The following is an 11,817-nucleotide window of genomic DNA, read 5'->3' on the forward strand; positions in this document are numbered from 1 at the left end:
GGCGCTTGCCGGCGCCGGCCAGTGCACCCCAGACGCCCTTATTCTTCTGGGAGCCGTCCCCGAAGACCGCCTCCATGCCGATACTGGGAGCCTTGTACATCATCGCTCCGGCTTCAGAGACAACGCTCTCGCCCGGATCAAGTTCGATTTCTACATACTGGATATCCGACCCGCCGATCTCGTAGTCGATCTCGTCAGCATCACTCATTGCGCTCTCCCTGTCACATTGGATGCGGCAAGGTTAGAGCGAGGCTCATCAGGAACAAGGGAAAACAGGCCGGACGGCATTGCGACCGGTGGACGCGGGCCTAGATCGCCTGATAATCGGCCGACTCGACCGCTTCGCGGATCATATGGGCAAGATGCGTTGGCATTTCGCCCTTGTTGTTGCGAAAGCTGGAATTCTTGTCGACCCGCGCAATGCTGTCGGGCAGATGGCTTTCATCAACAATCATCGAGCCCGACAGGATCATGACAGGCGTATCCCCGGCGCAGGCTTGAATCGTCTCGAGCGTATCGGTCGGATGCACCGAGTCCGGCAGGCGCAGGTCGAGCAGGATGAGATCGTAACTCCCGCGGGACAGGCCGCGCTTGGCGTCCTTCAACGTCCGCGCCACTTCAAAGGAAATCTCGAGATCACCGGCCTCACAGACAGCATGCTGGACAAGCATCGCATCGGCGAAATCGTCTTCCACATGCAGAACGCGCAAAGCTTGGTTGCTCATGATTTCCTCCCTACGCTCATATTCTATGCAGGTTGCGTTATCGAACCCTTTACGAAAACACGCAAGTGCGATCAAAAACCGTCCGGCAGAGGCTGATTTGACCTAAGCCCTGCAGCAATAACAGTATTTCTAAGCAGCATTGCGATCGTCATCGGCCCAATTCCGCCTGGAACCGGCGTTATCCAACCCGCATGCCCGACAATTTCGTCAAATGCAGCGTCGCCGACGAGCCGGGCTTTGCCTTCACCCCGCTCCGGCGCATCAATGCGATTAATCCCGACATCGAGCACGCAGGCCCCCGGCTTGACCCAGTCACCACGGATCATTTGCGGGCGACCAACAGCGGGCACAAGAATATCGGCGGTCCGGCACAACGCCGGCAAATCGGCCGTCCGGGAATGGGCAATCGTGACGGTGGCATTCTTCTCGAGGAAGAGAAGCGCAGCCGGCTTGCCGACCAGGATGGAGCGACCGACCACGACAACCGATTTGCCGGACAGGTCTCCCAGCGCCCGCTCGGCGAGCAAGACACAGCCGGCCGGCGTGCACGGGCGCAGGCCCGGCTTGGACAGCACCAGGCGGCCGGCGCTGACCTCGGTCAGACCGTCAACATCCTTGTCCGGATCGATGCGACCAATAACGCGATTGGTGTCGATATGGCCCGGCAGGGGCATCTGAACGAGAATGCCGTCGACACTGTCATCGCGATTGAGACCCTCGACGATCTCGATGACTTCGACCTCGCTCACATCGGCAGGCTTTCGCATCTCGATCGAGGTCAGCCCGGCTGCCTCGGTACGACGAACCTTGTTGCGGACATAGACGTCACTGGCCGGGTCATCGCCCACCAGCACCACGGCGAGGCAGGGCGGTCGCCCCAGCGCCTTGGCCAGTTCCGCCCCGACCTCACCGGCCCGGGCATCGATCTCGGCGGCAATGGCCTTGCCATCAATCAGGTGTGCGCTCATCCGCGAAAGCCTCCAGTTGGGCGACGAGTCGGGCCTGAACCGGCCCTGCGGCCGCGATCCGGACTGTCTTCAAACGCGATGCCGCGCCGCGTATCACATCAATGTCGCGCTTGGGAATAGACAATTGCTTGGCCAGAAGCGCAATCAGCGCTGCATTGGCCTTGCCCTTCTCGGGAACAGCCCGGACCCGCGCGGTCAAATGGCCCCGCCCGGCTGCATCTGTCCGCCAGGCCTCGACGCCATCGCGCGAGGCATTCGGCGACAGTCGGACCTGGAGCGTCACGGCGTCAACGGCGGCCGTGACGCGCTCCACCTAGAAGATCCGGATCAACTCGTTGAGGACATAACCCTGCACAAAACCGATCAGCAGGATCAGGACGATTGGCGAGAAATCCATCCCCCCCAGGGGCGGCAGGACACGACGAATGGGCGCAAGAAGAGGCTCGGTAATCGCGTTGGTCATCCGCCAGATCGTGCCGACAAACTGATTGTGGCCGTTCACGACGTTGAAGCTGATCAGCCAGCTCAGGATGATGCCGATGATAACCACCAGCCACAGGAGGCTGAGGAGCGGGTGGATGATATAGATGATCAGACCGTCGATCGGTGACATGGACTACCTTCTTTCGCCAGCGTTCGCCTTCTCCCGCTTCTAGCCCGCAATGTGCGCCAAGGTCCAGCGGCGCATGCTTGACACCACAGCACCGGAAAAGTAGGTGCCTGCTTGGTTCGGGGCCGTAGCTCAGTTGGGAGAGCNNGCGCGTCGTTCGCAATGACGAGGTCAGGGGTTCGATTCCCCTCGGCTCCACCACTTCCCTATCGCTTCCGCTACGCCCGGCGTGGCGCGTTTCATCAGCGACGGCGCGAGCGCCGGACACGTGGCCAGAGCCGCAGTCGTACGCGCGAGGCGCAGACCCCGAACGTGACCGTCCCGTCCAGCTCAGCCAAAACCGGTCCTAGCCAACTGTCTGAGGCATGGCTCCGGCCAGACGCGCCAGATCCTCGACAAGTTTTCGGAATTCATGCTGACGCGCAGGCTTCTGGGTAGCGCCCACAACATTGCCGAAAGTACGTGCAGGGCGGAGCATGTCCCCGGTCTCGCTGATGACCATGACAGGGATGTCGCGCAGGCCAGGCGCATCCTCGAGTCCTCGCAGCAGCCAGATCCCATCGCCCTGCGCCATGCACATATCGAGCAGGATACAGACGGGGAGCTTGGGAGGGTCACCGACCTGACGACACCGCAACAGATCAAGCGCCGCTTCGCCGGATCGCGCGACCTCCAGGCGAACGGCGTTTGAATACCGCTCGAACGCAATTCGCACCAGATCGATGTCGTCTTCACAATCCTCAACCAGCAAAACGGTCTTCATGGCCACACTCACACCTGCCGTTCGGATACCGTCTGGCGCCCGTCGACATCGCTCCCCATCACGCAGTCGATAGCGGCCGCGCGTCGCAAGTGTGCACCATGCTGGCATGGGCCAATTCAGGTCGCCTGTGTTCCAGCTCACACTCAGCTGGGAATTTGACTTGCTTCCCGCCGCCCGGAATATACTCCTACTTTTAGTATTGGAATTGGGGCTGCGTTGAGGGGCCGGCTTTGGATTGGGGCAAGGCTTTACGGGAGTTTCGGGCGCAGACCAGCATCAACCAGCAAAGTCTGGCGGATCAGCTCGGAATAAGTCAGCCTCAGGTCTCTCGGATCGAGGCTGGAACGGCCATCCCGCATCCGGACACCATCAGTACAATTCGCGCCCTGATCGAACGGCCGGACAATCGCAGCCTGTTTGACGGATTCCTGACCACAATCCGTTTCAATCCCCATGTCGCCTGCCTCGTCCAGCCCGATTTGGACACGGTGCGCTATGTCGCGCTGTCGCAGGGTTTCCGCGAACACCCCCAGTTTCGCCAGATCGATGTCGGCCAGACCGTGCGCAAGGATGCCAGTCGCAATGGCGAAGCCCTGATCATGGAAACGCTCCAGAGCGGAATCTTCAATGGCGAGGTCCTCGCCATCGACGCCATCTGGAAAGCCGAGATCGACCAGCACATCAACTTTTGGCATGGCATTCTGACCCCGATTCGCTCGGGCGCCGGCGGGTGGTATGTCCATTGTGGAATGGCGCCGCTCAGCGCCACCGATTTCGAGGCCGAGCTCGAGCGGCGTGGCAAACCATTGCAAGTGCACACGCTGGAATCCGAACCGCTTGCAGGCCGAACCGTCTAGCCTGTCCCCGCACGGGAACGCTTCCTTTACCGCCGCATGCTAGTCAGGTGGCATGTCGATGACCGCCCGCCTCCTGTCGGCCCTTTTGGGACTGATGCTGATCCTGGTCAATCCAGGCATGGCCGCTTGGGCGAGCCCGCCGGCCTCCAGCGAGTCCTCGGAGGAAAGCCGCCACCGCACCATCACGTCGTCGGAAACCTATATGCCGCTGCCGCCATTGACGGCGACGGTGCAGGCGAACCGCCGGGCGCGTGGCATCCTTCAGATCGAGGCTGGGTTGGAAATCGAGGACCCGCGCATTCGGCATCGGGTCGAGCGCTACATGCCGCGCCTGCGCAATGCCTATGTCTCTGCCCTGTCGATCTATACAGGCATGCATTACAGCTTCGGCGATGTGCCCGACGCTGACCGGATCGCGCAGATCCTGCAGGAAGCAACCGACATGACGCTCGGTCAGGAGGGCGCCGATGTCCTCATCGGGATGATCATCATCCACGCCGACTGAGGCGCGACCGCTACGGATTTCTCAGAGACCGGAAATGCTGTCCATGAAGCCGGCAAGCTCGACATCGAGCCCGGTCACTCCACCCGCATCATGCGTGGTCAGGGTCACATCGACCTTGTTCCAGACATTGAACCACTCCGGATGGTGATTCATGGCCTCCGCCTTCACGGCGACCCGGCTCATAAAACCCCAGGCCGCATTGAAATCGCTGAATTCAAAGACCTTGCGAATGGCGTCTCGTCCATCCACGGCCTGCCAGCCGGTCAGCTGGTCCAGCGCGGCTTGCGCCCCGATCTTGGTCATATCTGCCTCCCGGCCTCGTGTATTCGCGCCTATTCGGCGGGAACCGAACCATCCGCCCCAAGCGTCATCGGCTCGATGCCCAGCGCCTTGAACAGGTCGAAATCATCGTGCTGTTCCGGATTGGGCGTGGTCAGCAATTCCTCGCCCACAAAGATCGAGTTGGCACCGGCCAGGAAACACAGCGCCTGCAATTCGCGGCTCATGCCCTCACGGCCGGCTGACAGGCGGACCATCGAGCGCGGCATCAGGATGCGGGCCGTCGCGATCGTGCGGACAAACTCGATGCCGTCGAGCGGCTTGCTGTCGCCCAGCGGCGTATTTGGAACGGCCACCAGGTGATTGATCGGCACACTCTCCGGATGCGGATCCATTGAGGCCAGTTCTGTGAGCAGGCCGATCCGGGCGGCTTCGTCTTCGCCCATGCCGACAATCCCGCCGGTGCAGACATGAATGCCGGCGCCTCGGACCCGCGACAGGGTATCGATCCGGTCCTGATAGGTCCGGGTCGAGATCACGCGGCCATAATCTTCCGGCGCCGTATCCAGATTGTGATTGTAATAATCCAGTCCCGCATCACGCAGTTTGACGGCCTGGTCATCGGTCAGCATGCCCAGCGTGACACAGGTTTCCATGCCCATCGATTTGACGCCGGTGATCATGTCGCAGATCACGTCTTCATCGCGAGTCTTCAGCTCACGCCAGGCCGCACCCATGCAAAAACGCGTCGCGCCTCCGTCTTTGGCCTTTTTCGCCGCATCAAGGACATCATCCAACGGCATCAGCTTGGAGGCTTTCAGCCCGGTGTCGAAATGCGCCGACTGATTGCAATAGCCGCAGTCCTCGGCACAGCCACCTGTCTTGATCGACAGCAACTGGCTGGTCTGCACCTGATTGGCCGGATGGCATTGCCTGTGCACGGATTGCGCCGCAAAGATGAGATCGTTGAACGGCGCGCGGTAGATTTCACCGGCCGATTCACGTGTCCAGTCCGTACGGGCCTGGGTCAGGCGATCAGGATAATTGAGCATATTGGTCATAGGGGATCACTCCGGCGCGATGTCAGCGGAACCTAGAAACACATTGGCGGCCCGTCCAGATGCGGGACTGCGCTGGGGCGCGAGAATCGTACTTCTCACCCTGCTTTTCCTGATTACAAATCTGGCCCTGACACCGAGTCTGGCGACGCCCGCCACCATGTTCGGCCTGGACAAGCTTCAGCATGCCGTCGCCTTTCTGGTGCTGATGCTGGTCGCCCGGATCAGCATCGTGTCGTGGCCGCTCTGGGTGCATGCGCTCTGGCTCGCAGCCTATGGCGCCACAATCGAACTCCTGCAGGCAATGGGAGACGGGGGGCGTACGGCCTCGCTGGCTGACTTCCTTGCTGATCTGGCCGGAATCCTGCTGGGCGTACTGGCTATTCTCTTCGTCAGACGCGTCGCCAAGCGGCCATGAAAAAGGCCCCGTAAAACGGGGCCTTCTCCATTTCAGCACTCAGCGCGGGATCAGCTCTCCGGCTTGTCCTCTGGCTTGACCTCAGTCTCGCCATCGGCCTCGGCAGCCGGAGCGTCGTCGACATGTGCACTGGCATCGTAATCAACATCCAGCGAACCATCGACGATCTTGGCATCATGCTCCTTGGTGATCTTGAAGATCGCTCCGGAGAGCAAGAGCAGGGCGATGAGGTTCGGGGCTGCCATCGCCGCATTGGCGATACCGCCCAACCGCCAGATCACATCAACCTGCTGCAGCGCGCCGATGAAAACGAACGCCACCCAGACAAGGCGGAAAGGCAGAACCATCTTCTCACCGCCGAGGAAGGCGATTGCCCGCTCACCATAATAGGACCAGCCCAGAATGGTGGTGAAGGCGAAGAAGGCCAGGATCAACGCGATATACCAATCACCCATCGGCAGTGCCGAAGCATAGGCACCCTGCGTGACCTGAATACCTTCCAGTCCGGCCTGCCAGGCATAGCCGATCGTTTCGCCGGCTTCATTGTAGACGAAGTCACCGGTCACTGTGAGGATAACCAGCGCGGTCATGGTGCAGATCACCATCGTGTCCAGGAAGGTTCCGACCATGGCGATCTTGCCTTGCTGGACCGGGTCCTTGGTACGAGCGGCAGCGTGGGCGATCGGAGCAGAACCCTGACCGGCCTCATTGGAGAACAGGCCGCGTTCGACACCGAAGCGGATGCCCGCGGCGATCGAAGCGCCCAGGAAGCCGCCGGCCGCAGCTTGCGGCTCGAACAAACCCTGGAAGATCGACATGAAGGCTGCCGGCACTTCCCCGATGTTGATCACAAGGGTGAACAGGGCGACCAGGACATAGGTGACGGCCATGGCCGGCACGACTCGACCGGCCACGGAGCCAATCGACTTGATGCCGCCGATGATCACGATGAAGGTCACGACGGCGAGGATGGCGCCGACGATCATCTTCGAGGACATTGCGTCCGGATCCATCAGGCCGCCATTACCCAGCGCCGTCACGAGGCCGTTTGTCAACGAGTTGGACTGGATCATGTTGCCGGTCGCCAGAGCCGAGAACAGGGTGCCGACAGCAAACAGCACGGCGAGCCACATCCAGCTCCGACCCAGACCGTTCCTGATGTAGTACATCGGGCCGCCGGCGACGCTGGAATTGCCGTCCTTGGGATGCTCGCGATAACGCACGGCGAGCATGGATTCACCGTAGGCCGAGGCCATGCCGACCAGGGCCGTGATCCACATCCAGAAGATCGCGGCAGGTCCGCCCAGCGTGATCGCGGTCGCGACGCCAGCGAGATTACCCGTGCCGACCTGCCCAGAGAGGGCCGTTGCGAGCGCCTGGAAGGGCGAGATCGCGCCGTCTTCCTTGTCATGTCCGCCTGTAAAGATCGAACGGAAGGCACGCGGCAGCTGACGAAGCGGCATGAAGCGCAAGCCAATCATCAGATACAGGCCGGTGCCCAGAAGGAGAATAGTGATCGGACCGACAGGCAGGATGACCTGGTCACCCCAATTGCCGCCCCAGAGAAAATCACTGAAGGTTTCGATGCCGCCGACGACCGTTTCGTAGAGCGCGGTCATACCGTCGGTCGAAGCAGCCTCCGTCGCGGTAGATTCCTGATACATGAAAACGTGTCCCCTCCCCGGACAAGATTGAAGATCGGCAGCACACTAGGCAGTCCGGTCCATGCCTGAAAGGCTTTTATTCGCCTCCATTGCAGCCTCATGAACCCCAATTAAGTTGAGTCAGCTTGGTTTCGACGGATGCTTGCGGACCAACAGGGGGTCACAATGATCAAACAAATCACGACAGGCTTGGTCTCGGGCGCGTTGGTTTTCGCGTTTTCATCAACCGCCTCAGCTCAGACATCCATCAGTGACGCACAGCGCGACGCAGCCGTCTCCGCTCTCGCACAAGTGATCGAGGACGAGTTCTTCGACGCCGAACGCGCGGCGCAAATAGCCGAAGGCCTGCGGTCAGCGAGTGCCGACGGCGCATTCGACGTCATTGATGAGGCCGAGACCCTGGCATCTGCCCTGACCGCTCGCCTGTCGGAAGAAGACCGCCATTTCGGCGTCAATTATATCGGACCGGAGGCGGTCGCCGCTGCCAACGCCCCCCGCGAGAGCCGCCCGCGCCCGTCTGACGGCGATCGCTGGGCCGGACTGCGCCGCCAGAATTTCGGCTTTGCCAGCGTCGAGATCCTGCCCGGCAATATCGGCTATATCGACCTGCGCCAATTCGCTCCAATCCAACCGGCGGAATCGACGGCCCGCGCGGCGCTCGAATTCATCGCCGGAACCGATGCGGTGATCTTTGATGTCCGTCAGAATGGGGGCGGTGCACCCTCAATGGTGCAATACCTGGTCAGCCACTTCCTCCAGCCAGGCGGCCAGACCCTGATCAACACATTCGTGTCGCGGGACTATGCATATCCCAACCAGATGTGGTCGCTGCCCTCCCACCCGGCAGGCAATCGCCCCGATATTCCGCTCTATGTCCTGACCAGCGCCCGGACCGGATCTGCCGGTGAAGCCTTTCCCTATCATCTCAAGGCTCTCGAGCGCGCCACCCTTATCGGCGAGTCCACCTATGGCGCCGGCAATCCGGGTGGAACCTTCCTGACCGAGGCGGGCTTCACCATCTTCGTCTCAACCGGGTCGGCACAAAACCCGATCACCGGCACCAATTGGGAAGGCACGGGCGTGCAGCCACACATCGAGACCGCTGCCGGTGACGCGCTCGATACCGCGCTCGCCAATGCCTATGCGACCTTGCTGGAGTCCGGCATCGATGACGGAGCGCGCCTGACCCTGGAGTGGGCCCTGGAAGGCCTGAATGCCAATGCAGAGCCCGTCTCGCTGAGCGAAACCGCACTGGCCCGCTACGCCGGAACATACGGGATCCGCCGCTTCTCGGTTGAAGACGGGCAATTGATCTATAGCCGCGACGGTCGCCCCGGTGCCGCCCTTCAATCGCTCGGCGATCATCGCTTCCGGCTCGAGGACGACGATGATGCCCGCTTCATTTTCGTGATCGGTGGTTCCGGTCCCGCGGATCGCATGGACCTGCACCTCGCCGATGGTCGGGTGATCGGGAATGTCCGAACAGACTGAGATCAGTCGGTCAGAACTTCGATCGCGAAAACTCCGTAGACCCAGTCATCATCATTCATTCCGGTCAGCGCGGGATCCGTACCCCGCGGCCAGACCAGCATGGCCGGACCGCGTCCGCCTATCCCCAGCGGGCGGCCATCCTGAAACAGGGCCAGGATAACGTCATGAGACTGATAGCGGTCGGCGGAAATATCGCGCTGATAGCCATCGAGCGCGGTGACACGGACTGAACGGTCGCTCACCCCCGCAAGGGCAAGGACATCGCGGAGAAGCGGCCCGCTGAAACTGTGAGTATCACTGCCAGCCGGGAAGTCGGTGTCCAGCGTCAGGGGATCAAAGGCGGCCAGCTCGGACGCGGTAAAGCCGAGCGCGCGCTCGAAGGCGAGACCGTAACTGGCAAACAGAGGCTCTTCAGCCGCCTGCATCCCGCCGCGATCATACTGCGCGAGCGGGCCGTGCAAGGTGACGAGGTCGGGCCCGACCCGGTTTGTCTCGGCGGTTGGCTGGCAAGCGGCCAGGACGCCCGCAAGCAGGGCTGGCGCGACGAAGCCGGTCATGAAGCGCATGCCGTGTCCCTTTCTAGCGGATCCGGTGTCATCACAAATACGTTCCGGCGAGCGTCACAACGCGACCGCCCGTGCCGATCTTGAAACGCGCAATGCCAGCCCCCGAAGTCGTATTCACTCCGCCCAGATCCAGCTGTTGCACCCCGCGTGCCCGCAACTGTTCGATCGCGCTCCAGAGCAGGAAGTTATGCGCACCGCGGGGCGCATTCTCATGGTCGAGCCAGCCAATCTGGTATGTAGCGGAACAGCCGTGGACCAGAAACAGCATCGCGGCCTGCTTCTGCTTGCCGGTATCCGCACGCAGGATGAGAAGACTGTCGCGGGCCTGCCTGGCCTCGACAAATTCCGGCACGAGGGTGGCCGGCGTGGACCGATAGCCTCGCGCGGCACGCTGCCCCTCCTCGCTGGCGAGAAGCCAGCGATATTGGGCCAGCTTGGTGCCATTGCTGACGACAGAGAGGCCGGATTTCTCTGCTGCCTTGAGATTGTTCCGCCATTTCTGGTCAAAGCCGGCCCGCAAGGCGTCAAGGTCCTGGGTCAGGTCCAGAATCACTGTGGAATGACCCGTCATCACGCGGCTTAAACGCCGCGTACCGGCATCAAGCGCCTCGTCCGGTGTGATCATGACGAGGCGGGGCCGCGACAGGCCGAGGCCGGTCTTGAGCAAGCGATAGGCCTGCTGGCGCTTTGCGTCTGAGACGCTCTCCAGCCAGACCGGGCCACGGGTGCACAGCGCCATGTCGACCAGGCCGGCGATTTTCCGCGCTGTGAACTGGACGAGGCCGATCAGCACACCCTCATCCACCAGCCCGGCGCGAATGACCCGTCCGCCCAGCCGTGTCACAGCCTCCCCATAACTCCAATCCTGCTGGAGCGCTGCGGGCCGGGCCATAAGGGCGAGATCCCATGTCGGCTGGCCGATATCCAAATCGATTTGCATGGGAGGAAGCGTTAGGGATATCCGGTTAATGAGAGTTAAGCATAACCGAAAGGACGCAGCGATGCTTGGAAAGCGACCCCAGACTGTCATGGGCCACACTATCGCCGAGCCACGGTTGACCCTGATGGCCGTGTGGCTGGGCTTTCTCTATGTCGGCCTTCCCTTGCTTGTGTTCACAGGCTTGCTCGACCTCGCCATGCAGGTAATCTTCGGCGTCTGTACCGGCCTCTGGTGTCTGCGCTGATCCGAACGGGTCCAGGACTCATGTGAATTGGCGGGACATGTGATGGTTGGCGTGCTTGAGTGGCGGCTCCAATGCCTTGGGGGAAAAGACATGAGACGAATTCTGGCCGCACTGGCCGTTCTGGCGATCGCCGCCTGCAGCGCGCCGACCGAAACATCAGACACAACAGACGCCGAGAGCGCAGCCGTGGCGCGGGCCATCTATGACGCCTTCGCCGTGGGCGATATTTCGACCTTTGCCGGCCTTCTTCACGCCGAGATCGTGTGGAATGAAGCCGAGAACTACCCCTATGCCGACAACAATCCCTATATCGGTCCGGACGCCGTACTCGAAGGCGTGATCGGCCGCGTCGTGACGGAGTGGGAAGGGTTCGCGGCCGTGCCGGAAAGCATGATTGCCCAGGGCGACCGGGTCGCCGTCATGGGACGCTATACCGGAACGTTCATCGCGACCGGCGAAGCCATGGACGCCCAATTTGTCCATGTCTGGACGATCCAGGACGGCCAGGCCATCGCCTTCCAGCAACACGCCGACACCTGGCAGGCCCGCCGAGCCAGCGGAATGGATTGATAACGAAGGACTAAAGCCGAAAGGCCGCGCAGTCGCCACCGCGGACCCTCAGGGTTCGCAAGCGCGACTGCGCACCGGGCGGCCAGCCCGCCCCACCGGAGGCGCGAGCGAAACGAGTTGCCGTGAGATCAAGGAAATGGCGCACCTCGCGGGATGGAA

The 11,817-nt window shown here is 61.7% G+C and carries 17 protein-coding genes and 1 tRNA gene; 7 read left to right on the plus strand and 11 right to left on the minus strand.

All coding sequences use genetic code 11. The annotated features are described in order from the left end of the window. The 5 genes from JXQ94_RS13310 to JXQ94_RS13330 all read right to left on the minus strand — a co-directional run. The coding region (locus JXQ94_RS13310; protein ID WP_421924276.1) for an AIM24 family protein at positions 1 to 208 on the minus strand (208 nt) is incomplete at its 3' end. A 100-nt stretch (positions 209 to 308) separates the two neighbouring features. Then, a complete protein-coding gene (locus tag JXQ94_RS13315) occupies positions 309 to 725 on the minus strand; it encodes a response regulator (RefSeq protein WP_421924277.1) in 417 nt (138 codons plus the stop codon). A 71-nt stretch (positions 726 to 796) separates the two neighbouring features. Then, positions 797 to 1,693: a bifunctional methylenetetrahydrofolate dehydrogenase/methenyltetrahydrofolate cyclohydrolase FolD gene (gene folD, locus JXQ94_RS13320; protein ID WP_421924278.1), complete on the minus strand. Its 897-nt coding sequence runs from the start codon at positions 1,691 to 1,693 to the stop codon at positions 797 to 799. Then, positions 1,674 to 2,006 (minus strand): DUF167 family protein, encoded by a 333-nt coding sequence (locus JXQ94_RS13325; RefSeq protein WP_421924279.1) that lies wholly within the window; start codon positions 2,004 to 2,006, stop codon positions 1,674 to 1,676. Before JXQ94_RS13325 ends, folD begins: the two co-directional genes overlap by 20 nt. Then, a complete protein-coding gene (locus JXQ94_RS13330) occupies positions 2,007 to 2,306 on the minus strand; it encodes a YggT family protein (RefSeq protein WP_421924280.1) in 300 nt (99 codons plus the stop codon). 118 nt (positions 2,307 to 2,424) lie between these two features. On the opposite strand from JXQ94_RS13330, the gene JXQ94_RS13335 reads away from it, so the two are divergent. After that, positions 2,425 to 2,504, plus strand: a tRNA-Ala gene (locus tag JXQ94_RS13335). 145 nt (positions 2,505 to 2,649) lie between these two features. Here JXQ94_RS13335 and JXQ94_RS13340 read toward each other — a convergent pair. Beyond that, the gene (locus JXQ94_RS13340) at positions 2,650 to 3,066 is read right to left on the minus strand and encodes a response regulator (RefSeq protein ID WP_421924281.1); all 417 of its coding nucleotides are present in this window, start codon (positions 3,064 to 3,066) and stop codon (positions 2,650 to 2,652) included. Between the two features lie 230 nt (positions 3,067 to 3,296). Between JXQ94_RS13340 and JXQ94_RS13345 the strand changes: the two genes are divergently transcribed. Continuing rightward, positions 3,297 to 3,923, plus strand: coding sequence for a helix-turn-helix domain-containing protein (locus JXQ94_RS13345; protein ID WP_421924282.1), 627 nt, complete (start codon positions 3,297 to 3,299; stop codon positions 3,921 to 3,923). Positions 3,924 to 3,981: 58 nt separating this feature from the next. After that, positions 3,982 to 4,428 (plus strand): flagellar basal body-associated FliL family protein, encoded by a 447-nt coding sequence (locus JXQ94_RS13350; RefSeq protein WP_421924283.1) that lies wholly within the window; start codon positions 3,982 to 3,984, stop codon positions 4,426 to 4,428. Positions 4,429 to 4,449: 21 nt separating this feature from the next. On the opposite strand, the gene JXQ94_RS13355 is transcribed toward JXQ94_RS13350, so the two are convergent. Both JXQ94_RS13355 and bioB read right to left on the minus strand, forming a co-directional pair. Continuing rightward, positions 4,450 to 4,731 (minus strand): 4a-hydroxytetrahydrobiopterin dehydratase, encoded by a 282-nt coding sequence (locus tag JXQ94_RS13355; RefSeq protein WP_421924284.1) that lies wholly within the window; start codon positions 4,729 to 4,731, stop codon positions 4,450 to 4,452. A 29-nt stretch (positions 4,732 to 4,760) separates the two neighbouring features. Then, on the minus strand, positions 4,761 to 5,768 hold the full coding sequence (bioB, locus tag JXQ94_RS13360; RefSeq protein WP_421924285.1) for a biotin synthase BioB: 1,008 nt from the start codon (positions 5,766 to 5,768) through the stop codon (positions 4,761 to 4,763). A gap of 19 nt (positions 5,769 to 5,787) precedes the next feature. Between bioB and JXQ94_RS13365 the strand changes: the two genes are divergently transcribed. Beyond that, positions 5,788 to 6,183 (plus strand): VanZ family protein, encoded by a 396-nt coding sequence (locus JXQ94_RS13365; protein WP_421924286.1) that lies wholly within the window; start codon positions 5,788 to 5,790, stop codon positions 6,181 to 6,183. A gap of 50 nt (positions 6,184 to 6,233) precedes the next feature. Here JXQ94_RS13365 and JXQ94_RS13370 read toward each other — a convergent pair whose 3' ends face one another. Further along, a complete protein-coding gene (locus JXQ94_RS13370; protein ID WP_421924287.1) occupies positions 6,234 to 7,847 on the minus strand; it encodes an alanine/glycine:cation symporter family protein in 1,614 nt (537 codons plus the stop codon). A 165-nt stretch (positions 7,848 to 8,012) separates the two neighbouring features. On the opposite strand from JXQ94_RS13370, the gene JXQ94_RS13375 reads away from it, so the two are divergent. Beyond that, the gene (locus JXQ94_RS13375) at positions 8,013 to 9,338 is read left to right on the plus strand and encodes a S41 family peptidase (RefSeq protein ID WP_421924289.1); all 1,326 of its coding nucleotides are present in this window, start codon (positions 8,013 to 8,015) and stop codon (positions 9,336 to 9,338) included. Between the two features lie 2 nt (positions 9,339 to 9,340). Here the strand turns inward: JXQ94_RS13375 and JXQ94_RS13380 are convergent, their stop codons facing one another. Beyond that, the gene (locus JXQ94_RS13380) at positions 9,341 to 9,904 is read right to left on the minus strand and encodes a molybdopterin-dependent oxidoreductase (RefSeq protein WP_421924290.1); all 564 of its coding nucleotides are present in this window, start codon (positions 9,902 to 9,904) and stop codon (positions 9,341 to 9,343) included. 31 nt (positions 9,905 to 9,935) lie between these two features. Beyond that, positions 9,936 to 10,844 carry a lipid II:glycine glycyltransferase FemX gene (locus JXQ94_RS13385; protein WP_421924291.1) on the minus strand — a complete coding sequence of 303 codons (909 nt, stop codon included), beginning with the start codon at positions 10,842 to 10,844 and terminating at the stop codon, positions 9,936 to 9,938. A gap of 88 nt (positions 10,845 to 10,932) precedes the next feature. Between JXQ94_RS13385 and JXQ94_RS13390 the strand changes: the two genes are divergently transcribed. Further along, entirely contained in the window at positions 10,933 to 11,088 is a 156-nt protein-coding gene (locus tag JXQ94_RS13390) for a hypothetical protein (RefSeq protein ID WP_421924292.1), read from the plus strand. A gap of 90 nt (positions 11,089 to 11,178) precedes the next feature. Further along, a complete protein-coding gene (locus JXQ94_RS13395; protein ID WP_421924293.1) occupies positions 11,179 to 11,658 on the plus strand; it encodes a nuclear transport factor 2 family protein in 480 nt (159 codons plus the stop codon). Positions 11,659 to 11,817 lie beyond the last annotated feature (159 nt).

It is taken from the genome of Maricaulis maris, from assembly GCF_049116555.1.
GTDB classification, from domain to species: Bacteria; Pseudomonadota; Alphaproteobacteria; order Caulobacterales; family Maricaulaceae; genus Maricaulis; species Maricaulis maris_C.

Coding starts and splice junctions, on each gene's coding strand:
- JXQ94_RS13355 (WP_421924284.1), bottom strand. CDS start 4,731: ATGACCAAGATCGGGGCGCAAGCCGCGCTGGACCAGCTGACCGGCTGG.
- JXQ94_RS13350 (WP_421924283.1), top strand. CDS start 3,982: ATGACCGCCCGCCTCCTGTCGGCCCTTTTGGGACTGATGCTGATCCTG.
- JXQ94_RS13380 (WP_421924290.1), bottom strand. CDS start 9,904: ATGCGCTTCATGACCGGCTTCGTCGCGCCAGCCCTGCTTGCGGGCGTC.
- JXQ94_RS13330 (WP_421924280.1), bottom strand. CDS start 2,306: ATGTCACCGATCGACGGTCTGATCATCTATATCATCCACCCGCTCCTC.
- folD (WP_421924278.1), bottom strand. CDS start 1,693: ATGAGCGCACACCTGATTGATGGCAAGGCCATTGCCGCCGAGATCGAT.
- JXQ94_RS13390 (WP_421924292.1), top strand. CDS start 10,933: ATGGGCCACACTATCGCCGAGCCACGGTTGACCCTGATGGCCGTGTGG.
- JXQ94_RS13365 (WP_421924286.1), top strand. CDS start 5,788: ATGTCAGCGGAACCTAGAAACACATTGGCGGCCCGTCCAGATGCGGGA.
- JXQ94_RS13370 (WP_421924287.1), bottom strand. CDS start 7,847: ATGTATCAGGAATCTACCGCGACGGAGGCTGCTTCGACCGACGGTATG.
- JXQ94_RS13385 (WP_421924291.1), bottom strand. CDS start 10,844: ATGCAAATCGATTTGGATATCGGCCAGCCGACATGGGATCTCGCCCTT.
- JXQ94_RS13395 (WP_421924293.1), top strand. CDS start 11,179: ATGAGACGAATTCTGGCCGCACTGGCCGTTCTGGCGATCGCCGCCTGC.
- JXQ94_RS13315 (WP_421924277.1), bottom strand. CDS start 725: ATGAGCAACCAAGCTTTGCGCGTTCTGCATGTGGAAGACGATTTCGCC.
- bioB (WP_421924285.1), bottom strand. CDS start 5,768: ATGACCAATATGCTCAATTATCCTGATCGCCTGACCCAGGCCCGTACG.
- JXQ94_RS13340 (WP_421924281.1), bottom strand. CDS start 3,066: ATGAAGACCGTTTTGCTGGTTGAGGATTGTGAAGACGACATCGATCTG.
- JXQ94_RS13375 (WP_421924289.1), top strand. CDS start 8,013: ATGATCAAACAAATCACGACAGGCTTGGTCTCGGGCGCGTTGGTTTTC.